The following is a 23418-nucleotide window of genomic DNA, read 5'->3' as shown; positions in this document are numbered from 1 at the left end:
GAATGAACTCATTGATTCAATTTAACAATACACTTGTCAATTTCACGAATCAAAGTATTTATTTTGTTTTTTGTTTCTTTGCTATCGGTTCTACTACCTTCAATAGTTTTTGCAATTTTTAGCAACCTATACTTTTCTTGTTCCTCATTATACTTCTCTTCTAATTGAGAAACTAGATTTTGCAATTTGTTAATATTGGAAATGAGAATATCATTTTCTTCTTTTAAAAAAGTATATCTTTCTACTAATGTAGTCAACTTACTTTCCAATAAATCAACAGATTCCAATTTTATACTCATAAGTGCGTATTACGAAAACTATCTCTACAAAGTTAACATTCCAAAGTTAAAACGCAACAATTTCTACGTATTTTCATCCATAATTTTAGATTCCACATATAATACACTCATAAACAACAGTTAAAAACTATTTTTATGAATGTTTCATCTACTTTTATTTTTGTTTTTTTTATAAAAATTCATTCTCTTATTTTGTGGTAAAAAAGTATTTTAGCTATAAAAAAACAGACCATTGAAAAACAAATATATTTTTACCTTTATTTTAATTATAAGCATTCCTAAATTAATCGCACAAACGGAATATCCACAAAATTATTTTAGAAACCCCTTAGAAATTCCAATAATATTGGCCGGAACCTTCGGAGAATTGAGAACCGCACATTTTCATTCTGGAATGGACCTCAAAACACAACAAAAGGAAGGGTTGAATGTTCATACTGCAGCTGAGGGTTATGTTTCTAGAATAAAAGTTTCCAATTGGGGTTATGGAAAAGCTCTCTATATCACCCATCCTAATGGATATACTACTGTTTATGCTCATCTTAAAAAATTCAATAAAAATATAGAAGCTTACATACGTAAAAACCAATACAGACTAGAAAAAGAAGAAATTCAATTGTTTCCTAAAAAAGAGGTTCTTCCTATCCAAACAGATGAAATAATTGCCTATTCAGGTAGTACAGGAGGTTTTATTGCCCCTCACCTTCACTTTGAAATTAGAAGTACAAAAACTGAAAAAATAATCAATCCGATGCACTTCGGCTTGATCCCAAAGGATACCAAAAAACCTAGAATCAATCATTTAAGAGCATATGCTTTTAATGATTCTTCTTCTGTAAACACAAGTAATATAGCACTCCCTATAAACTTCAAGCACATGGCGAGTGGAACCTATATTGCTAGTGAAGTTAAGGCTTATGGTAAAATTGGTTTTTCGTTAAACACCTATGATCAACAAGATGGAGCCCTTAATAAAAATGGTATCTACAAACTTGAAATGCTTGTAAATGGTAAAAAACAATTTGAACATAAGGTAGAAACTTTTTCTTTTGATGAATCTAAATATATCAATCTATTGATTGATTATCCCTACTATGGAGAGCACAAAAGAAAATACCAAAAAACATATATTCATCGTGAAAACAAACTAAGTACCTACAATAGAAAACTTGGAAAAGGAGAAATATCAATTGAAGATGGAAAAGCTTATCAAATTCAAATACGTGTTTCTGATTTTGTAGGCAATATAAGTGAATTGACCATTCCTGTTCGAGGAGTTAAGAAAACTCCTGTTATAATGGATGAGAAAAAACAAACGAATTATTACATCAAAAAAAACCAGGAAAATTCATTTAAAATAAATAAGGTAAAAATTAAATTCCCTAAAAACGTTTTCTACAATAATCTGTATTTGGATATTACAGAAAAGGATTCTATAATTTCCATTCATAAACCTATTGTTCCCTTACATAAAAGCTATACAATAACATTTGATGTCAGTGCTTATTCTAAAGAGCAAAAAGATAAAATGTATATTGCCAGTGTGGTAAAAAATAAATACTACAACTATTGCAGTACTACAAAAAACGACAGTTTATTTAGTACAAGTACAAGATCACTAGGTGACTTTAAATTACATTCTGACAAGAATGCCCCTATTATAGAAAAATGTAGTTTCTACGAAAACCAAAATTTATCAAATTATCATTATTTTAGTATAAAGGTCACTGATAAAGAATCGGGGCTTAAAAAATACAGAGGTGAAATCGACGATAAATGGATTCGCATGGAGTTGAATGTTAAGACAAATAAACTTACTTTTGACTTTGATGATATTGAACTAGTAAAGGGAAACCATACATTTAGTTTAATCGCTATGGATAACGTTGGAAATACTCGTACATTTACCTCCACATTTCAAACAAAATAACCTAGACAATTTAGTTGAATAAAAAACTTACATATTTACTTTTATTTCTGTTATTTAATATGTCCATATTTGCCCAAAAGGCTGTTGTTAAGGGATATATTAGGGACACCAAAAGAAATCCGATTGAAGGGGTAAATATTACTTTCGCCAACTCTGCTGGAGGAGCAACCTCAAATAGTAAAGGAGAGTATTTTATCTCAATACCTGCTAAAACTGAAATCATATTAGAATTCAGTCATGTTAGTTACAATACCTTTTACAAAAGAGTTAAGATCCCCAAAAACAAAACCTATCGTTTCTCTCCTCTTCTAACTTTAAAAACAGAAGAAATAAACGAAGTAACCATTCAAGATAAAAGAAAAGCCGTTCAAGGATTTACCACCGTTAAAAAGGAAAAAGTAAAAAAACTTCCAGGCGCTAATCCAGGAGTTGAAAATCTATTGATGACTTTTGCAGGAGTGAGTAACAATAATGAATTGAGTACACAGTACAATGTTCGAGGAGGAAACTTTGATGAAAACTTGGTTTATGTTAATGGAATTGAAATTTACAGACCCTTTTTAGTTAGGTCTGGCCAACAAGAAGGTTTGAGTTTTGTAAATACCGAAATGATCCAAAATATCAATTTCTCCGCAGGTGGGTTTCAAGCTAAATACGGAGATCGATTGTCTTCTGTATTAGATATCACTTATAGAAAACCTACAGAAACAGCAACTACTATTGAACTAGATATGATGGGTGGGAGTGCCACTTTTGAAGGGAGATTTGCAGAGGACAAACTATCAACCATAACAAGTGTTCGTTATAGAGATAATTCGTTGTTGGTAAATACGAAGGACACTGAGACGAATTACAAACCCCAATTTGCCGATGTACAGACTTTTCTTTCATATGAACTTTCAAAAAAATGGACGGTTGATTTTCTAGGAAACATCTCAGTCAACAAATACAACTACCAACCGCTTACAAGAAGAACAACTTTTGGTACTATTACCAATCCTTTAGAATTAGTCGTTGTGTATCAAGGAAATGAAAACGACACCTTTCGAACTTATTTCGGTGCTTTAAATGCAACATATCGACATGCCGATGATCTTAAATTAACCATTACTTCTTCTATCTATAATACACAAGAGGAAGAGTATTTTGATATCATAGGAGCCTATTCTCTAAATCAAACGAATGGAGATATTGACTCCCCAAATTTTGGAGATACCGAATACAGTGAAGGAATAGGTGGTCAAATTAACCACTCTAGAAATGAACTAGACGCCTTAATTCAAAACATACAGTTGAAACTTTCCACTCGTGAAGACGAAAACTATTATGAATTGGGAATGAAACTGCAAAAAGAAAATATTCGAGAAAGTATCAATGAATGGGAGATTATTGACTCTACAGGTTTTTCAATAAGACCTCTAGAAAATCAAGTCCCCAACAATCAACCCGCTGAACCTTACACGGGTCCTATAGAACCTTACAGATCTATTAGAGCATTAAATGATGTTACCATCAATAGACTATTTGCCTATGCACAATGGAGTAAACAATCGGAATGGAAAGACCATCAAGTATGGTATAATTTCGGAGTTCGTTCCCAATTCTGGAATGTGACTTCGGACAATTTTACTTCAGAAACACAATACACCATAAGTCCTAGAGGTCAATTTTCTATCAAACCTAACTGGGAGAAGGATATGTTGTTTAGGATTTCCGGCGGATGGTATCACCAACCTCCTATGTACAAAGAGCTAAAGAATTACGAAGGTCAAATTGTAAAGAACGTAAAAGCACAAGAATCTATCCATTTTGTAATCGGGAACGAATATAGTTTCCTAATGTGGAACCGGCCTTTTAAATTCACAACAGAAGCGTATTCAAAAAAGCTGAGTGATGTAAATGCTTATTCTGTTGACAATGTTAGAATTAGATATAGAGCAGACAACGTAACTACAGCAAATGCGATTGGAATTGACTTTAGATTGAATGGTGAATTTGTTCCTGGAAATGAAAGCTGGATCAGCATGGGGCTGCTAAGTACCAAAGAAAATATTGATGGAAGAGGTGAAATCGCAAGACCTACGGATCAAAGATTCAAACTAGGAATATTGTTTCAAGATTATGTACCTAGTGTTCCTGATTTAAAAGTGTATTTGAATATGGTTTACAATTCTGGGCTTCCGGGCGGATCTCCTTCTTACAGTGATCCATATGAATACCAATCTAGATTGCCCTCTTATAAAAGAGCGGATGTAGGATTTTCTTATATAATTGTAGATCAAAAGAAAACCTATAAAACAGGGTTTTTAAGTAGTTTTCAAGATCTAAATGTTGGAATTGAAATCTTTAATATTTTTGACATACAAAACTCAAACACCAATACCTGGGTAAGAGATGCTTATACGAAGCAAGCCTATGGTGTTCCAAATTACATGACCAGCAGAGTTATCAATGCTCGACTGGCCATGAAATTCTAAATTTATTCTGAAAGGATTTGATCTGCGTGAGCTTTTGTTTTCACTTTTAAGATGATATCTTCTATCACTCCTTTTCCATCAATTACAAATGTTGTTCGGTGAATCCCATCATATTCACGACCCATAAATTTTTTAGGTCCCCAAACTCCAAATGCCTCAATAACTTTTTTATCCTCATCAGCCAACAAAGGAAATGGTAGCTCATGCTTATTTATCCAATTTTGTTGTCTTTTAGCAGAATCTGCGCTTACTCCCAAAACATCATACCCTTTTGCTAGAAACGATTGGTAATTATCTCTTAAATCACAAGCCTCTGCAGTACATCCAGGTGTACTTGCTTTTGGATAAAAAAACAACACCAATTTTTTCCCTTCGTAATCTGTTAATTTTATTGTATTTCCCGCATTATCTAAAGCTTCAAACATAGGAGCTTTATCTCCAATTTTTAATGTCGTCATAATCTTATTTTTCTAAATTTACAAGTATCGAAGTTATAAAGTAATCGTCACAAATAAAAACTAAAACCAGTAAACTTACCATAAATTCTCTTGCATCAAAACAACCATCATACTAGTTTGTTTTGTATTTTTATCGCACAAATAATACAACATGACAAAGCAAGAAAAGGTTCAATTTGTAATTGACAAACTAGAAGAATTATATCCTGAAATCCCAATTCCTTTAGACCACAAAGATCCTTATACTTTGTTAGTAGCTGTTTTACTTTCTGCACAATGCACGGATGTTCGTGTCAACAAAATCACACCACTCCTTTTTGCGAAAGCCGACAACCCGTATGATATGGTTAAAATGAGTGTTGAGGAAATAAAGGAAATCATTAGACCTTGTGGCTTATCACCAATGAAATCAAAAGGAATTTATGGATTGTCCAAAATTCTGATAGAGAAACATAACGGGGAAGTACCTGCTAACTTTAAAGATTTAGAAGAATTACCTGCAGTTGGACATAAAACGGCAAGCGTTGTATTAAGTCAGGCTTTTAACATACCGGCCTTTGCGGTAGACACGCATATTCATCGTTTGATGTTTAGATGGAATCTAAGCAATGGTAAAAATGTGGTACAAACCGAAAAGGATGCTAAAAGACTATTTCCTAAAGAAATTTGGAACGATCTGCATTTACAAATTATTTGGTATGGAAGAGACTACTCTCCTGCCCGTGGTTGGAACCTAGAGAATGATATTATTACCAAAACAATTGGAAGAAAAACTGTTTTAGGCGAATATTACAAAAATAAAAAATCTTAATCCAAATCCACTAGCCAATCTTCTAATCGGTTGGTCCAGGTTTGCAATCTTCCTCTATTAATTGCCATTCCAAAACCGTGCCCTCCATAAGGATAAATATGCATTTCAGTTTTGATATTATGATCATTCATACTTTTATATAACTGCAAACTATTTTCCACTAGTACAGCTTTGTCATCTGAAGCGTGAACAATAAATGTTGGAGGTGTATTCTCCGTTACCTGTAGTTCATTAGAAAATTGATTTATTAATTTATTTTTAGGTTTTGGACCCAACAAAGAATTTTTAGATCCTTTATGTGTAAAATCCTCTTTCATGGTAACCACAGGGTATAACAAAATCATAAAATCAGGTCTCGCAGAAACTAAATCCAAATCCGACTCTTTAAAATTATTTGGTTTGTCAAATTGAGTACCTAGGGTTGAAGCCAAATGTCCACCCGCTGAAAACCCCATAATTCCTATTTTATTTTTTTCAATTCCAAACTCCTCAGCATTTGAGCGAACGTACCTTAACGCTCTTTGCGCATCTTGCAAGGGAGCCTCATGAGAAATTTTTACGGAAGCAGAATTTGGCATTCTATATTTCAAAACAAAAGCTGTTACCCCAATCGAATTAAACCATTTGGCAACATCTGTGCCTTCCCAATCATAAGCGACACTATGATAGCCACCACCTGGGCAAATGATAACCGATTTACCATTTTTGTTGGGTTCCGATGGTTCAAAAACCTCAAGTGTAGGAACTTGAATTTGGGCAATCTTAAAAATTCCAGATTTTGCCTTTGGGTATATCTCTTTTTCATCTGATTTTTGGGAATTAGGAATGATATCTCCCCATATTGAAATTAAATTTTCTTGACTTGATAAAAAACCAAATTGTACCATACACACAATAATTAATAAACACTTTTTATCCAATTGAATCATTTTACTATTTTTTCCAATTTCTTTTTACTTTTCCTTTTAGCTTGTAGCCAAATGCTAGCTTAGCATTTAAATAACCAAAGATAACATCATCCCCAATATTATAATCCGTTGTATAATATCCATTTGAAATTGCCAAGTTGATATAATATTGTTCTGCGTTATAACCTAAAATCATGGACAAGCCCAATTGATGAATCACGGGTTGTTTTGGTTGATATCCTGCCTCATCAGTTGTCACATACTTACTCATCAATCCAATTCCCGGTGCTGCATTTAAGGATAAAAAAAAGTTATGTGGCAATACAATCAACGATGAAAACCCCATCATTACTCCAACTCCCGTTCCTTGAAATTTCTCAACGGGCTCCGTCAAAATAGAACCATCGGTAGGAATCGGAATAATTGATTCGTCAGCACTTTGAGTATTATGCAGTATAAAACCTCCTAACCCTAAGGAGAAAGTAGTTTTATCTGCTGTAACCAAACCTGTTTTCATTGAGGCAATGGAATAATCAGCCTCATGAAACATATACATATATCTGATGGCTGTAGACAAAGACCGTATATCCTCTCTAAACAAAGTTTCGCCTGTTGCAGCATTTGTAACTTCAAAGCCTTTATAACGTTGAAAATAAAAATCAACCAAATGATTTTTCTTAAAAAAAGACCATAAAATGTCATATCGCTCCGTTGGATTCTCTTCAGAAGCTTTTAAATTAAAAGAAATATCTAAAATCACCTTTTTTGTCCCAACACCAAAACCGATACCATAAGGATTATTCGGTCTATAGGTATATCTATTATCCTTAGGTCGAATAATAAATTGTTGTTGTTTAAAACTACTTAAGGCTCTTATCGACCAATTATTTAAATCCCTATCTATCAATAGAGTATCTATAAATTTGGTCGTTTTAGAAAGATCTATGAACTTCGAATCCTCTTGACCTGCAATTGTATTGCACCCATGCAGCATAAGACCGAATATGAAGATCATTTTTCTCATACTCGAAAGTAGTTATTTTTTTTATTTTATCCTGTTTCTTTTGAAGGATTATAAGCTAAGAATCTGGGTATATCTTTTCCTTTCTTTTCAGAAAAGATTGCAACCAAAACGCCGATTTTTTAAGCGTTCTTTTTTGCGTTTTAAAATCGTTATAAATCAATCCAAACCTAGGCTTGTAACCTTCTGCCCATTCAAAATTATCCACCAAAGTCCATAAAAACACACCTTTGACATTCTTTCCTTTCCTTATAGCCTTGAGTATTTTTGAAAATGTTTTTTTCATGTATTTGATGCGTTTTGGGTCTTTTACTTTTCCATCAATCAACTCATCGTCAAGACACACCCCTGCCTCTGTAATATAAATTGCATTGATGCCTTCGTACTTGCTAAACTTCTTAATCATTTTATACAAGCCTTTATGATATATTTCCATCCCCATGGAATTCGTTTTCACGTTTCTTTCCAAAGCAGAAACTTCTTTCGCGAATAAAATGGGCGGCAACAAATTATACTTTGCTACAATTCTAAAATAATATTGAAGGCCAATAAAATCAAAATCAAACTGCATTAATTTTTCATCTCCTGATTTAAAATATTTTTTGATTTTTTTCAAGCCCAAAAACTCTTTATAAGGATATCCCATTCCGAGTAAGGGCTCTATAAAGAATCGATTTAGCAAAGCATCAACCCTTTTCGCCGCTTTGATGTTGCTCCAAAAATAATTTTTAGGAGTTACATGAGAACAAGAAAACGTTGTTCCAATATAAGCTCCTTCTACATTTTCTCTTACAATACGACCACCAATGGCTTGACAAAGTGTTGCATGATGGGCTGCAGGTAAAAACTTTTTCAATCCCTTTTTTCCAGGCGCATGTTGCCCGGTAAAATATCCCAATCCAATAAAACTCATGGGCTCATTCATAACCATCCAATTGGACACTTTGGATCCGTATTCTTTGGTACAAAAATCTACATAAAAAGAAAACCAATCTAAAATAGAACGGTTGGTCCAACCTCCTTTATCCTCCAATTCCTGAGGCAAATCCCAATGGTACAAAGTAACCCAAGGTGTTATTCCTTGATCCAGACAGGTATCAATTACTTTATGATAAAAAGCAACTCCTGCCATATTTATCTCTCCAGTACCTTTTGGAAATATTCTAGACCATGATAAAGAGAAACGAAAAGAATCTAAATTCAATTCTTTAATTCTTTTAATATCCTCTTCAAAGTTATTATAAAAATCAATTGCCTCGTTAGCATTGCCATTTTTAAAACTTTTTTCATTTGTATACGTATCCCAAATGGAAGCACCTTTACCATCTGTATCAAAAGCACCTTCTATTTGATAGGCAGCTGTGGCTACACCCCATAAAAAATCATCTGGAAAATCTAATACATCTATTTCTTTCTTCGCCATATTTTACAACCCACATAAAATTATCTTACTTTAGGCGCAACGCGAAACTATTTCAATAGCACGATAATACAGTTACTTTAGAGTTAACAAATTGTAAGCACGAGGTGAAGAATAGGTTATTTGAAAAGCTCTAATATTTGTTTTGATCTATATTCAAAAATTCCTCTTAGTTGTTTTTTAATAAATAAAACCTGCGCGATACTTCCTAGGACTCCGAAAGGTAATTTGTAAGACACCTTATCCCCTAACCAACAAGAATTATCATCTATTTTTTCAAAAAAATGTTCATGGTGCCACATCTTGTATGGACCAAATCGCTGTTCATCAATAAAAAAGTGGTTTTCTTTTACTTGTGTGATTTCTGTTACCCAATTCAACCTAACTCCAGGAATGACACTCACTTTATAACTAATAATCTGACCCGGATACGCCTTTTGGGGTTTGCCCGAGGTTACTTGAAAATTCATTTCTTTCGGTGTCAACTTTTCAAGATTGTCTGGCGAGCTAAAAAACTCCCATGCTTGCTCCACTGAAATAGGAGCCTTTTGTTTTGACTCCAATGTAAAAATACCAGAGTGTTTTTTGAAGGTAATACTCATTTATTAAAAGCGTTTAATTTTTCAAATAAAAATAAATTTCCAAACAACATGGAAAAGGCATAGCCAATATCCTCTATAGGAATACTAATCAATCGAATTCCCAAGTTCTCTGTATTGTCATACCACACAACAGGAATGTTTGTAAACATACCGGTAAGCGCTCCATTCACAAGAAAAAAAGGCACAAGAATGATAAGAAAAGAAATATAAAATTTTTGCAACAATTCAATATTAAAAAACAAGCCTATAGCTAAGACAACGAATAAAAAAGAATAGTTAACAGAGGTATATGCTTTATGAGCGTTGGAAAACACTAAATACAAACACAAAAGTTTTAATCCCACTGTGAAAAGTCTTGTAAAGTTTCTTGGCAATTTCACTTTTGGGAACTTATAAAAAAAAGCAAAATGCGTAAATAAACTACAAAAAGGAATAATAAAAAAGAAGAGCCATTCTTCAATCGGCATTTTTAGAATATGAATGCCTAAACAATATTTTTCTTCAAAGCCCCAAACCCCATTTTCCGTAAATATGACATCCCATACTAAAAACACCAAAGCAACTATGGAAGTTGAAATGAGAAAATTTTTCAATTTTTTCACAAAGTCAATTACAAAAACAGAAAACAAAAGAGGAACGCTTAAGGACCCCACTAACAAATAAAAATATAACGGAGTCATCAAATTTTATATTTTAAAATATTTATTAGGAACATTTAGCATTCCAAAACACTCTCCGTCCTCTTTTCCTAAATGCTTATGATGCACTTTATGTGCCTTTCTCAAACCTATAAGGTATTTGTTTTTTGTTTTTTTGAACCATTTAAATCTTTGATGAATCAAAACATCATGTACTAGGAAATAAGTAATTCCATAAAACAAAACACCTAATCCAATAAAAAATTTATAATTCAACTCGGGGTGAACTCCAAAATAAAACAATGTAATACTCGGAATGGCTCCTATTACAAAAAAAGCATCATTTTTTTCAAATGCATGCTGGTATTTTGGCTGATGATGGTCTTCATGCAATACCCACAAAAAACCATGCATCACATATTTATGAGTCAACCAAGTTGCTACCTCCATGGCTAAATATGTAAAAACAGTAATTGCAAAATAAATTAAGTAAGTCATATAGATGTATTGCTCTCTATAAAAGTCTGAAACTCTTTAGAGATATTGTTATTTTTAATTTCATTTCTAAGGAAACGGGTATCCTCGTCGATATTATCTTTGTATCCAAGAATTGCAGGTGTTTTTTCTTGCAACAACAAACGCACATACCGGAGATGAATATTATTTGGATGATCCTTTATCAGCAAAGCTAATTTCTTTTTGGTTTTGTTAAAAATTTTCAGCTTTGAAATTGGATTGATTGCATATTCCGCTTGTTTCATTTCCACTGCACAAACATAAGCTTGTACTGCAACATCAGAATTAGCTGAGAATTCTTTTAAAAAATTTTCTTCATCTTGCTTCGATTGCAGTTCATGAAAATTATTCATTATCGTCTGACTTTCAGAAAAAAATACTGTCAATAAAAAACACATAAGAAATCCTTTCATTCTTAAACTATATTAAACTGATACCTTACATAAGATTTAAACAATAAATAAGTTTTCAACCCATTAGAAACTCTTATTCTACTTTCCAACAAAGCTGGAGCCGGAGTATTGTCTATTTTTTTCAAAAGTCTTAGGTAATATCTATAAGCAACATAGACTCCTAATCTAGCTTCTTTCGGTAATTTTTTAATACCACCTAAGGCCTCGTCGAACTCAATTTGAATATCTCTAATAATATTTTCTTTGTCTTCCTTCGTAAGTTTGTTCGGATCTACGTTAGGAAAGTAGGTTCTACTCAAACCGTCATAATCTGCTTTAAAATCTCTTAAAAAATTGACTTTTTGAAAAGCAGAGCCTAATTTCATTGCAGGTTCTACTAATTGTAAATATTTTTCTTGATCCCCTTGAACAAATATTTTCAAACACATCAAACCTACCACATCGGCAGATCCATAAATGTAATCCTTTATCTCTTTTTCCGTAGCATACACCTGTTTCGTTAAATCGGCACGCATACTTCTTAAAAAGGCATCCACTAATTCACGGTCAATATCATACTCTTCTACAGTTCTTTGGAATGCATTGATAACAGGATTAGAACTTATACCATAAACTCGAGCATAATTGTATTCATCCTCAAACCTATCCAACAATTGTTTTTGTTCAAAACCGTCAAAACTATCTACAATTTCATCGGCCACTCTAACAAACCCATAGACATTATATACTGCCTGTCGGATACTTGGGGCCAATAACCTAACAGCGATTGAAAAAGAAGTACTGTAAATTTTTGTAATCATTACTGCTGTAGAATCGGATACTTTGTCGAATAATTCTTTCATTTCCCTTCCTTTTTTAAAATTAGTTCTGCTGCAATTTTACCTGAGATCAACGCTGGTGGTACTCCTGGTCCTGGCACCGTTAACTGACCAGTAAAATACAAATTATTTACTTTACTACTCTTAATTTTTGGTCTAAGAAATGCTGTTTGTGTTAAAGTGTTCGCTAATCCATAAGCGTTTCCTTTATACGAATTGTAATCTTTTATAAAATCCTTGACACAATAAGACTCTTTGAACAATACAGAATTTTTTACTTTTTGCCCAGTCAATTTCTCTAATCTATCAATGATAATATCAAAATATTGCTCTCTGTAGGCTTCGGTATCCTCTAACCCAGCTGCGATAGGAATTAAAAAAGTTGCTGCTTCTTTCCCTTTTGGGGCAAAGGCATCATCACTAATACTTGGAAAACTAGCGTAAAACAATGGATCTTTTGGCCATGCCGGTGTGTCATATATATATTCGGCATGAGAATCAAATTCCTCATCAAAAAACAACGTGTGATGAGAAACATTTTCAATTTTCTTATCAAACCCAACATAAAACAGTAGCGACGAAGGTGCGAACGTTTTTTTATCCCAATATTTCTCAGAATATTGTCTGTACTCTTCTGCCAATAACTTTTCTGTATGATGATAATCAGCACCACTTAATACTATATCAGCTTCCACAAATTCATCGTTCACAACAATTCCTTCCGCAACTCCATTTGCATTTACAGCAATCTTGTCCACAGCTGCATCAAGAACAAACGTAACTCCAAGTTCTTTTGCTAAAGAGGCCATTCCATCTGCCACTTCAAACATCCCTCCTTTTGGATGCCAAGTTCCTAAACCGAAATCTGCCCAATTCATGAAGTTATACATCGCTGGTGTATTACCAGGTTTTGCACCTAAAAATAATACAGGAAATTCTAAGATTTTTATCAATCTTGGATTGTTAAATCTTTTTTGGATTAACTTTCTGATATCAAAAAACAACTGATTTAATTTGGTCACTGTTTTTGGGCTAATCAATTCTAGAGGTGAAACCCCAGGTCGATATACTAAATCTTTCACAGCAACATTATAATTGTTTTCTGCTAGTTTCAAAAAATCTTTAAGATATTTAGAACTCCCTTTTTCCTCTTTTTCGAAAAGAGTATAAATTTTATCTAAATCATCTCCAATCTTTACGCTGTCACCTAAACCAAAATAGACCTCATAAGCAGGGTTTAATTTCTCCAGTTTATAGTATGCATCAGGAGTACGATTGAAATCTTTAAAAAAACGTTCAAACACATCTGGCATCCAATACCAAGTAGGTCCCATATCAAACAAGAAACCCTCTTTTTTAAACTGTCTAGCTCTTCCTCCTATTTGACTGTTTTTTTCATAAACAACAACATCACAGCCTTCTTTTGCTAAATAGCATGCTGCCGATAATGATGAAAACCCAGAACCTAATACTTTTACTTTTTTTCTCATGTTTAACAAATATATAAATTAATTAAACAAATAAAAATATTTATTCAAAAAATGGCAATTCTTTAAAACTATTAAAAAATGTAATTCTTTCTTTAAACTCCTCTTTTCCAGAAACTTCCTCCATAACTCTGCCCACAATCAAACTTGAACTATCAGATTTTTTTAAAAAATCAACATATTCAAACAAAAAAGCTTCTTTCTCTTCCCTTGTTCTTTCTACAACAAAGGAACAAATCCATTTTATGGATGGAAATTTTGTGTTCAAGGTCTGCAGATTAGAAAAAGGAATTCCTCCTCCTAAATATACTGTTTTTTTACCTCGCTTTTTTAAACAATAATTTAAAAACAACAATCCCAAACTATGCAACTCTCCTACAGGAAGATACAAAACATATGTAGTAGTATCTTCAGAAGTCACGGAAGAAATTTCAGCAGTATTTAAAACTATTTTTCCAATAATTAAATTTGAAATAAAATGCTCATGAGCAGGCTTGATAGCATCGGTTTGCCACAACACTCCTATATGATCTAATAAAGGTATATAGACTTTGACAAACAATTCTTCAAAGCCCATGGATTCAGATAGCTCATTGTAAACCTTATCAAATTGATCTCCATCAAAGGCATACATGGCAAGAATAAGTGTATTTACGTTATAGTTACTTGCTACAGACTCAAGACTAATTTTTCTAGCAGTCTCATGCAATTCTTCATCAGACAGCAATGAAAGTTTAGAAATCTTATAGCCATTACTATAAAGTATACTTACGTTTAAAAGCTTTTGTAGATCGGTTAAACTGTATTTTCTTATGTTTCTGTTGAGTCTCTCGGGATTCAATAAATTATACCTTTTTTCCCAAATACGAATTGTGTGTGCCTTGATACCACTTAGGGTCTCCAAATCTTGGATCAAAAAAGAATCTTTAATTTTGTTCATCAAAAGTTAGTTTTATGTAAACAAAAGTAAACAAAATTTACCAATATTTTAATTTCACCTAACAAACAACCAAAATTCTATTTCAAAATAGAGTTTCAAATTCTTTTTAAAATCTGAAAAAATGCGGTTTATTACTTCTTTCTTTCTACTCTAAATACAAAAAAATTAATCAAAAAAAGAAAGCCAGGTATCTTGATTTAAAACAAAGTTGGCTGCGCATCTCCATCTTCTGTAACCTCATCTTCTTTCACCTCAATATCATCTAAAACAGGAGGTGTATAAGGCTTTGGATCTAGCAAATTCACGGTTTTAATCTTATCTGTCGACAATTGATTTCCTATCGCTTTGATTCCCTTTACAGCAATAAACTCTTCAAAATCTACAATAATAGCATCTAAACTACGCTTAGAAAAAACCACTTCAGCATTCGGTCTATGATCTGTAGCAACAATTTCTAACTGAGATTTTGGATGATCTGTAATAAACCTATCCTCTCTTTCTGGATGATCAATCATAAACCTTTTCACAAAGTACTTTTCTTTTTCCCCATCAAAATAAATGGCAGAAATAGGCTTAATAGGCTCCCATTTCTCTAACACGATCATATCATCTTCAAAATGATAATTCAATGCAGGTGAAATTGTTTTAGCAATTCCAGATTGTGTTACAATTAGTAATTTATCTTCTGCAGTAAACTCCCCTAACAACTCTCCTCTATCATCTACATTCAATCTCTGAACAGTATCATCAAACCATATTTTTCTTGGTTTTAACGTAGATTTACCTGCCGATTTGAATTCTATTTTTTTGATTGGAAGCTTTGTTATCAGGTTTCCTTTAGAAGAACGTCCTTTGATCAACAAATCAGAAAAATCAATATCCCATTTCAATCTCTTCACACTTCCTACCGCTCTTAGATTTACTGAAACAACCTCAGCTTCACCATTTGGGTTGGCGGAAAAATAATGCAGTAAAGAACCTTTATTGCCATTTGTTAGGTCATATTCCCTATCTCTAGTAATACTCGTTACATTAAAACGTTTCATATAACTTGGTCCCGACTTACCATCTCTGTACATCAAGTTATATACGGTTCTTTTATCCCCTTTTTTAAAGACTGCTAAATGGATAATCCCCTTCCCAACAAAAGTTTTCGATGCGACTTTGGTTATCATCATCGTTCCATTATTTCTAAAAATAATGATATCGTCAATATCAGAACACTCCGCTACAAACTCATCTTTACGTAACGAGGTTCCTATAAAACCTTCTTCTTTATTTACATAAATTTTGGTATTGCTCAACGCAACTTTTGAGGCTACAATATCATCGAATATTCTAATCTCTGTTTTACGCTCTTTTCCTTTACCATAGGTCTCTTTAAGTCTCTTAAAATAATCAATAGCAAAATCAACTAAATTCGCCAACTTATCTTTTATATCAGCAATTTTATCCTCTAAAGCTTCAATAAACTGCTTTGCTTTATCTATATCAAATTTTGATATTTTTTTGATTCGAATCTCCGTCAACCTCAAAATATCATCCGTTGTTACCGCTCTCTTTAAATGAGTTGTATGTGGTTTCAACCCTAAGTCGATGGCTTCAATAACACCATCCCAAGTATCCACTTCTTCTATATCTCTATAGATTCTGTTTTCAATAAAAATTCTTTCCAATGAAGCGAAATGCCACTGTTCATTTAATTCACCTAATTGAATTTCAAGTTCTCTTTTTAACAATGCCACCGTTCTATCCGTCGAACGTTTTAACTGTTCTGACACCCCGATGAATAAAGGTTTATGATCCTCAATAATACAACTCAATGGAGAAATTGAACTTTCACAATTTGTAAAAGCATACAAGGCATCAATCGTTTTATCAGGTGACACATTCGGAGGCAAATGGATTAAAATCTCAACTTCAGCTGCCGTATTATCTTCAATACGTTTGATTTTTATTTTCCCCTTGTCATTTGCTTTTAAAATAGAATCGATCAATGATGAAGTAGTTGTTGCAAACGGAATCTCGGTAATTGCTAATGTTTTTTTGTCAACTTGAGCTATTCTTGCTCTCACCCTAACTTTCCCCCCTCTTTTACCATCATTATAATTTGTAAAATCAGCAATACCTCCTGTCAAAAAATCAGGAACTATTTTAAAACTTCTTCCTTTTAAATATTTAATTGAGGCATCAATCAACTCTAAGAAATTATGCGGCAATACTTTTGTAGACAAACCTACAGCAATTCCTTCCGCTCCTTGAGCTAATAAAAGCGGAAACTTTACTGGAAGATGAATTGGCTCTTTTCTACGCCCATCATAGGAAGCTTGCCAATGTGTAGTTTTCGGATTGAAAAGAACCTCCAATGCAAACTTTGACAATCTAGCTTCAATATACCTAGAGGCCGCAGCACGATCACCGGTTAGGATATTCCCCCAGTTCCCTTGCATATCAATCAACAATTCTTTTTGCCCCAATTGCACCATAGCATCTGCTATAGAAGCGTCACCATGTGGATGATACTGCATCGTATGCCCAACTAAATTAGCCACTTTATTATAACGCCCGTCATCCAAATCTTTCATGGATTGCATGATACGACGCTGCACTGGTTTGAAACCATCATCAAGAGCAGGAACAGCTCTTTCCAAAATAACATAAGAAGCATAATCTAAAAACCACTCCTTATACATCCCGGTTACCTTAGTAATCGTTTCTTGACTTTGATTTTCTTGTGATTCGTTTAATTGCTCTTCGTTTTCTTCTTGCATCTATTTAACTTATATTCTCTTATTTAACAACCGGTTAAGTCTTTCTTCCTATTTAAAATTTTGAGTTATTTTTCCCATTAAAAAAGGCTACTCTTCAACAACATCCAATTCAACCTTTAAGTTTTCAATGATAAACTTTTGTCTATCCGGAGTATTTTTCCCCATGTAAAACTCCAACATTTTTTCAATTGGCATTTCCTTGTCTAACATTACCGGATCTAAACGGATATTTTCTCCGATAAAGTGAACAAATTCATTCGGTGAAATCTCACCCAAACCTTTAAATCGAGTTATCTCTGGTTTACCTGACAATTTTGCAATAGCATTTCTTCTTTCCTCGTCGGAGTAACAATAAATTGTTTCTTTTTTATTTCTTACCCTAAATAATGGTGTTTCTAAAATAAACAAATGTCCTTCTCTAATCACCTCTGGAAAAAACTGTAAAAAGAAAGTAATCAACAATAAACGAATATGCATTCCATCCACATCGGCATCGGTTGCAATTACAATATTGTTATATCTCAAATCATCCAAGCCTTCTTCAATATTCAAAGCGGCTTGCAATAAATTGAACTCCTCATTCTCATATACCACTTTTTTACTCATTCCATAAGAGTTCAAAGGCTTTCCTTTCAAACTAAATACTGCCTGAGTGTTTACATTTCTCGACTTCGTAATAGACCCACTCGCCGAATCTCCCTCAGTAATGAACAAGGTAGTATCTAACCTATTGTCTTTTTTCAAGTCTCCCAAATGAACTCTACAGTCTCTTAATTTTTTGTTGTGAAGATTTGCTTTTTTCGCTCTTTCTCGAGCTAATTTTCGAACCCCTGATAATTCTTTTCGTTCTCTTTCCGCTTGAAGAATTTTACGCTGAATTTGATCAGCAGTTTCCGGGTTTTTATGTAAATAATTATCGAGTTGTGTTTTAACAAAGTCATTGATAAACGTTCTAACCGTTGGCAAGCCGCCTCCCATTTCCGTTGATCCTAATTTCGTTTTTGTCTGACTCTCAAAAACAGGCTCCATTACTTTGATGCTAATTCCTGACACGATAGACTTTCTAACATCAGAAGCTTCAAAACTTTTTCCAAAAAATTCACGAACTGTTTTCACCAGAGCTTCTCTAAATGCCACTTGATGTGTTCCACCTTGCGTGGTATGTTGTCCGTTTACAAAAGAATGATACTCTTCAGAGTACTGCGTTTTACTATGGGTCATCGCCACCTCAATATCATCTCCTTTTAGATGAATAACAGGATACGCCATATCATCTGAGTTCATATTTTCTTCCAATAAATCTTTCAATCCATTTTCAGAAAAATATTTCTCCCCATTAAAAATGATCGTCAAACCGGTATTTAGATACACATAGTTTTTGATCATTTTAATCACATATTCATTCCTGAATTTATAATTGGCAAAAATACTCGGATCTGGTGTAAAGGAAACACGAGTTCCTTTTCTTTGACTTGAGCTTTCAGGTTCTCCTTTTGTAATCAATTCACCTTTTTCAAACTCAGCAAATACAGTTTTTCCATCTCTAATGGACTGTACCCTGAAATTTGACGACAAAGCATTTACCGCCTTGGTACCCACTCCGTTCAGTCCTACAGATTTTTTAAAGGCCTTAGAATCATATTTACCTCCTGTATTCATTTTAGAAACTACATCAACTACTTTCCCTAACGGAATACCACGTCCAAAATCACGCACAATAACATTGGTATTTCTTACCGAAATCTCAATTGTTTTACCTGCATTCATTACAAATTCATCAATGGAGTTATCTAAAACTTCTTTGATTAATATGTAAATACCGTCATCTTGAGAAGTACCATCACCCAATTTCCCGATATACATCCCTGGTCGCATTCTGATATGTTCCTTCCAGTCTAGTGATCGTATGTTGTCTTCGGTGTAAGTAGTTTCTGCCATATTTATCTCTGTGATACTAAGTTGATTGTACCAGACCGCTATTTTAAAGCAATTGATACACTGTGAATCTTGCTAAAATAGGGATTTAGAGTAAAAATAAAAAGAAGAAAAAAAATAATTATGAACAACTTTTTAAAAGAATTCAGGCGGAACATAACATTTCACAAATTGCCGAAGATATATTTAGTAAAACAAAATCAACCTTAATGAAATTAGCAAATGAGAACTTTAAAACCCAGCAGCTTTTTTAATCTTTTTAGGAAATTTCTTAATCGGTCTGATTTGAATATCTTTCACAAAAGCTTCTGCCCCTTCCGATTGTATTTGTAGCTGTCCCTTATCTAACTTTTTATTATCATGCGTCATTGCATCTGTGAGCGCAAAAGTTACTGTTCCATTGGTTACATGAATAGCACTATCTTCTATGACATACAAATCAATTCTAGTCCATTCTCCATGGACACTCTCAGTGTCATACAGTCTTTTTCCTCCGCTAATCACATTTTCAGAGCTAGAATCCCAACGATTGAATTCATTTACAGGCACTTTTGCTTTTGTTCCTGCCAAAGTATACAAATCTCCAAAATCACCTTCTTGTATCTGAGACTCTAAACAGCGCTTCCAAACATTCCAAAAAGCACCATGTTCGCCATAACAATGATATAACAATCCATTATCACGTTTTTTTTCTAACCGGGGAGCATATTTTTTTTCACCCCACTTAAAAAGCATTGTCAAATGATAATTTTCATACTCTTTTTTTGAAGTAAGTCCAGCATACACCAAGCCTGAAACATGCAACACCAATGCTCCATTTTCATTTTCTACAACCTTAAATACCTCCAATGAGTTATCCAACCCAATAGGTTTAACTGGAATGCCATTTTCAGGAATTTCATATGACGCTGGCAAATTTTTAACAGATTTATGTGGAACTCCTGTCCAGATTTCCCATTGACTTAATTCCTTGTCTAATAACGATTCCCAATCTTTGGATTTTGTCATTTTAGAAGGCCCGTCTTGCTTATCAACAATCCCTTGTTTTTGAGAGTTTATTGTTTGTAGACAAAATAAAAAAAGAACCAAATATATTGTTTTGGAGAGCATGGTTTTCATATAGATATTTTTATAAATTAATTTATTTTAAGCTCAGGTATAAATAGCTTACAATTAAAATCAGCTCTCGAAAATACCGAATTTTAAACTCGCGAATGTTCATTATTTTTCAAACTTTAATTCAAACACAAGAACTACCACCAAACCCGCTTTAAATTTCCATATATAGTTTCTTATATTTCTTTTAAATTGTGTATTTTTGGCGCTTAATTTTCAATATACAAAAATGTCGTTATCAAGTTTAAATGCTATTTCACCAATTGACGGTAGATATAGAGGAAAAGTAGAATCATTAGCAGGATATTATTCAGAGGAAGCTTTGATCAAATACAGAGTAAAAGTTGAAATTGAATATTTTATTGCTCTTTGCGAAATTCCTTTGCCTCAATTGGAAAACTTTGATGCTTCTGTTTTCCCTGCTTTGAGAGAAATCTATACTTCTTTTAGCTGTGAAGATGCCTTGAAAATTAAAGAAATTGAAAGTGTTACCAATCATGATGTAAAAGCAGTTGAATATTTCATTAAAGAAAAATTCGATGCTTTGAACCTTCAAGCTTTTAAAGAGTTCATCCATTTTGGATTGACCTCTCAAGACATAAACAATACAGCAATTCCATTATCTATAAAAGATTCTTTGGAAGAGGTTTACTATCCTACTTTAGACGAATTGACAGCTAAGTTGGCTGATTTATCAGAAGAATGGGACGACATTCCGATGTTAGCTCGTACACATGGACAACCTGCTTCTCCTACAAGATTAGGAAAAGAATTGTTTGTGTTTGTTGAGCGTGTAAACCAGCAAGTATTGCATTTGCAAAACACACCTCATGCCGCTAAATTTGGAGGTGCCACAGGAAACTATAACGCACACAAAGTAGCTTACCCTAGCATCGATTGGAAAGCTTTTGGTACGCATTTCGTTGAAAATATTTTAGGATTGCACCATTCCTTCCCTACAACTCAAATTGAACATTACGATCATATGGCTGGAGTTTTTGATGCTATGAAACGCATCAATAATGTTATTATGGATTTAGACAGAGATATCTGGACTTACATTTCTAGTAACTACTTCAAACAAAAAATTAAAAAAGGAGAAGTTGGTTCTTCTGCAATGCCACATAAAGTAAACCCGATTGATTTTGAAAACTCAGAGGGTAATATTGGAATTGCAAATGCATTGTTTGAGCATTTAGCAGCAAAACTTCCTGTTTCTCGTTTACAACGTGACTTAACAGATTCTACTGTATTAAGAAACGTTGGTGTTCCTTTTGGACATACTTTGATCGCTTTCGCTTCTACATTAAAAGGTTTGAATAAATTATTACTAAACAAAGAAGCTTTTGAGCAAGATTTAGAAAACAATTGGGCCGTTGTAGCAGAAGCAATCCAAACTATTTTGAGAAGAGAAGCATATCCAAATCCATACGAAGCTTTGAAAGGATTGACTAGAACAAATTCTGTGATCAATCAAAAATCAATCGCTGACTTTATTGATACTTTAGAAGTTTCTGATGCTATAAAAGATGAACTAAAAGTAATCACTCCAAGTAACTATACAGGAATTTAGTCCCTATTATTTTTCGTGAATCACGAAATTTATACAGAAATAAAAATAATATCATTTAAAAAAGTACCCTGAACTAGCTGACGGGTACTTTTTTTATTTAATTTTAACACATGTTACAAAAAATTGCCATTGGTATCGCGATTATCAGTTTGATCATCAGCTGCAGCAAACAAAATAAAAACTCTTATTCTTTTGAATCGGGTCACTTTAAATCTTACTTAGAAAATAAGCGAGACAGCTCTAGCTTTTACAGAGTAAACAACCTTCAAATTGAGACCTACAAAAACAAAATTGACACTTTCAATATCACATGGAAAAACAAGTTTGAATTCCATTTGAAAAAGGTCAACCCAAAATCAAAATTGGACAGCACTAATTTTGTGGTTAAAATCACCAAGATAAAAAACAATGCTTATGACTTTGAAGCAGGTTATGAGAACAACAACTTTAAACAGAAAGGAAGTACAATTAAAACATCCAACTAAGCAAAAACCTAATATTACCTCAAAAAACTAAAAAAACGCATGGAAATTTTCACACAAGTCGATACCTGGGTAGCATTGCTAACCTTAACATTTTTAGAAATAGTTTTAGGAATTGATAATATTATTTTTATTTCAATTGCCACAGGAAAATTACCAAAACACCAACAGAAAAAAGCGACCAATATAGGGTTACTACTAGCAATGGTTTTTAGAGTTATTCTATTATTAGGAGTTTCTTACCTAATTGCAATGAAAGACCCAATTTTCACAATTGAAACTTCATGGTTAGATACTCATGTCTCTGGACAAAGTATTATTTTATTTCTAGGAGGTCTATTTTTATTATACAAAAGTACTAGCGAAATTAGAAATAAGGTTGAAGGTGCCGAAGAGACTCATGACAAAGAACACAAACCAACCTCTACCATGTCCAAAACCATACTTCAAATTGTTTTGATTGACATCGTATTTTCTTTCGATTCTGTTTTAACAGCCGTAGGAATGACTAACGGAACTAATGGTGCTTTGTATATTATGATTACCGCGGTATTAGTATCTATGGCCATCATGATGCTTTTTGCAAACCCAGTTGGTAAATTTGTAAACGCACATCCCACAATTCAAATGCTGGCTTTGTCATTTTTAATTTTGATCGGTTTTATGTTAATCACAGAAGGTGCCCATCTTGCTCATACTACCGTCTTCGACCAAGAAATCGGAGCCATCCCTAAAGGATATTTATATTTTGCAATTGCTTTCTCTTTAGGTGTAGAGGCATTGAATATGAAGATAAGAAAGAA

At 33.3% G+C, this 23418-nt stretch carries 21 protein-coding genes; 6 read left to right on the top strand and 15 right to left on the bottom strand.

Annotated features, from left to right (window positions below; all coding sequences use genetic code 11):
* Positions 1-8: 8 nt before the first annotated feature.
* Positions 9-299 (bottom strand): hypothetical protein, encoded by a 291-nt coding sequence (locus tag P8H68_RS10980; RefSeq protein ID WP_300324895.1) that lies wholly within the window; start codon positions 297-299, stop codon positions 9-11.
* A 232-nt stretch (positions 300-531) separates the two neighbouring features.
* On the opposite strand from P8H68_RS10980, the gene P8H68_RS10975 reads away from it, so the two are divergent.
* The gene (locus P8H68_RS10975; protein WP_300324893.1) at positions 532-2229 is read left to right on the top strand and encodes a M23 family metallopeptidase; all 1698 of its coding nucleotides are present in this window, start codon (positions 532-534) and stop codon (positions 2227-2229) included.
* Positions 2230-2288: 59 nt separating this feature from the next.
* The gene (locus tag P8H68_RS10970) at positions 2289-4706 is read left to right on the top strand and encodes a carboxypeptidase-like regulatory domain-containing protein (protein WP_300324890.1); all 2418 of its coding nucleotides are present in this window, start codon (positions 2289-2291) and stop codon (positions 4704-4706) included.
* A 2-nt stretch (positions 4707-4708) separates the two neighbouring features.
* Here the strand turns inward: P8H68_RS10970 and bcp are convergent, their stop codons facing one another.
* The gene (gene bcp, locus P8H68_RS10965) at positions 4709-5164 is read right to left on the bottom strand and encodes a thioredoxin-dependent thiol peroxidase (RefSeq protein WP_300324887.1); all 456 of its coding nucleotides are present in this window, start codon (positions 5162-5164) and stop codon (positions 4709-4711) included.
* 151 nt (positions 5165-5315) lie between these two features.
* On the opposite strand from bcp, the gene nth reads away from it, so the two are divergent.
* The gene (gene nth / locus P8H68_RS10960; protein WP_300324884.1) at positions 5316-5975 is read left to right on the top strand and encodes an endonuclease III; all 660 of its coding nucleotides are present in this window, start codon (positions 5316-5318) and stop codon (positions 5973-5975) included.
* Here nth and P8H68_RS10955 read toward each other — a convergent pair.
* The 13 genes from P8H68_RS10955 to P8H68_RS10895 form a co-directional block, all read right to left on the bottom strand.
* The gene (locus P8H68_RS10955; RefSeq protein ID WP_300324881.1) at positions 5972-6862 is read right to left on the bottom strand and encodes an alpha/beta hydrolase; all 891 of its coding nucleotides are present in this window, start codon (positions 6860-6862) and stop codon (positions 5972-5974) included. The genes nth and P8H68_RS10955 overlap by 4 nt on opposite strands.
* Positions 6863-6908: 46 nt before the next feature.
* Positions 6909-7877 (bottom strand): DUF4421 family protein, encoded by a 969-nt coding sequence (locus tag P8H68_RS10950; RefSeq protein ID WP_300324878.1) that lies wholly within the window; start codon positions 7875-7877, stop codon positions 6909-6911.
* An 85-nt stretch (positions 7878-7962) separates the two neighbouring features.
* A complete protein-coding gene (locus P8H68_RS10945) occupies positions 7963-9327 on the bottom strand; it encodes a GH1 family beta-glucosidase (RefSeq protein ID WP_300324875.1) in 1365 nt (454 codons plus the stop codon).
* 116 nt (positions 9328-9443) lie between these two features.
* Positions 9444-9926 carry an SRPBCC family protein gene (locus P8H68_RS10940; RefSeq protein ID WP_300324872.1) on the bottom strand — a complete coding sequence of 161 codons (483 nt, stop codon included), beginning with the start codon at positions 9924-9926 and terminating at the stop codon, positions 9444-9446.
* Positions 9923-10606 carry a lycopene cyclase domain-containing protein gene (locus tag P8H68_RS10935; RefSeq protein ID WP_300324869.1) on the bottom strand — a complete coding sequence of 228 codons (684 nt, stop codon included), beginning with the start codon at positions 10604-10606 and terminating at the stop codon, positions 9923-9925. Before P8H68_RS10935 ends, P8H68_RS10940 begins: the two co-directional genes overlap by 4 nt.
* A gap of 6 nt (positions 10607-10612) precedes the next feature.
* Entirely contained in the window at positions 10613-11062 is a 450-nt protein-coding gene (locus tag P8H68_RS10930) for a sterol desaturase family protein (protein WP_300324866.1), read from the bottom strand.
* Positions 11059-11433 carry a hypothetical protein gene (locus P8H68_RS10925; protein WP_300324863.1) on the bottom strand — a complete coding sequence of 125 codons (375 nt, stop codon included), beginning with the start codon at positions 11431-11433 and terminating at the stop codon, positions 11059-11061. The genes P8H68_RS10930 and P8H68_RS10925 overlap by 4 nt, the downstream gene beginning before the upstream one ends.
* Before the next feature lie 62 nt (positions 11434-11495).
* Positions 11496-12335 (bottom strand): phytoene/squalene synthase family protein, encoded by an 840-nt coding sequence (locus tag P8H68_RS10920; protein ID WP_300324860.1) that lies wholly within the window; start codon positions 12333-12335, stop codon positions 11496-11498.
* Positions 12332-13801 carry a phytoene desaturase family protein gene (gene crtI, locus P8H68_RS10915; protein ID WP_300324857.1) on the bottom strand — a complete coding sequence of 490 codons (1470 nt, stop codon included), beginning with the start codon at positions 13799-13801 and terminating at the stop codon, positions 12332-12334. Before crtI ends, P8H68_RS10920 begins: the two co-directional genes overlap by 4 nt.
* A 40-nt stretch (positions 13802-13841) precedes the next feature.
* A complete protein-coding gene (locus tag P8H68_RS10910) occupies positions 13842-14738 on the bottom strand; it encodes a MerR family transcriptional regulator (protein ID WP_300324853.1) in 897 nt (298 codons plus the stop codon).
* Positions 14739-14935: 197 nt separating this feature from the next.
* A complete protein-coding gene (locus P8H68_RS10905; protein WP_300324850.1) occupies positions 14936-17509 on the bottom strand; it encodes a DNA gyrase/topoisomerase IV subunit A in 2574 nt (857 codons plus the stop codon).
* Positions 17510-17596: 87 nt separating this feature from the next.
* Positions 17597-19447, bottom strand: coding sequence for a DNA topoisomerase IV subunit B (locus P8H68_RS10900; RefSeq protein WP_300324847.1), 1851 nt, complete (start codon positions 19445-19447; stop codon positions 17597-17599).
* Between the two features lie 228 nt (positions 19448-19675).
* Complete coding sequence (locus P8H68_RS10895) at positions 19676-20452, bottom strand: DUF1080 domain-containing protein (RefSeq protein WP_300324844.1); 777 nt, start codon at positions 20450-20452, stop codon at positions 19676-19678.
* Between the two features lie 337 nt (positions 20453-20789).
* Here P8H68_RS10895 and purB point away from each other — a divergent pair, with 337 nt between their 5' ends.
* The 3 genes from purB to P8H68_RS10880 form a co-directional block, all read left to right on the top strand.
* Complete coding sequence (purB, locus tag P8H68_RS10890) at positions 20790-22133, top strand: adenylosuccinate lyase (protein WP_300324841.1); 1344 nt, start codon at positions 20790-20792, stop codon at positions 22131-22133.
* A gap of 110 nt (positions 22134-22243) precedes the next feature.
* Complete coding sequence (locus P8H68_RS10885) at positions 22244-22618, top strand: hypothetical protein (RefSeq protein WP_300324838.1); 375 nt, start codon at positions 22244-22246, stop codon at positions 22616-22618.
* A gap of 39 nt (positions 22619-22657) precedes the next feature.
* On the top strand, positions 22658-23418 hold a 761-nt coding region (locus P8H68_RS10880), incomplete at its 3' end, for a TerC family protein (RefSeq protein WP_300324835.1).

The sequence above is a fragment of the Flavicella sp. genome, assembly GCF_029238425.1.
Classification (GTDB): domain Bacteria; phylum Bacteroidota; class Bacteroidia; order Flavobacteriales; family Flavobacteriaceae; genus Flavicella.
Note: the sequence above shows the minus strand (reverse complement) of the source record. Positions and strands in the feature narration are given on the sequence as shown.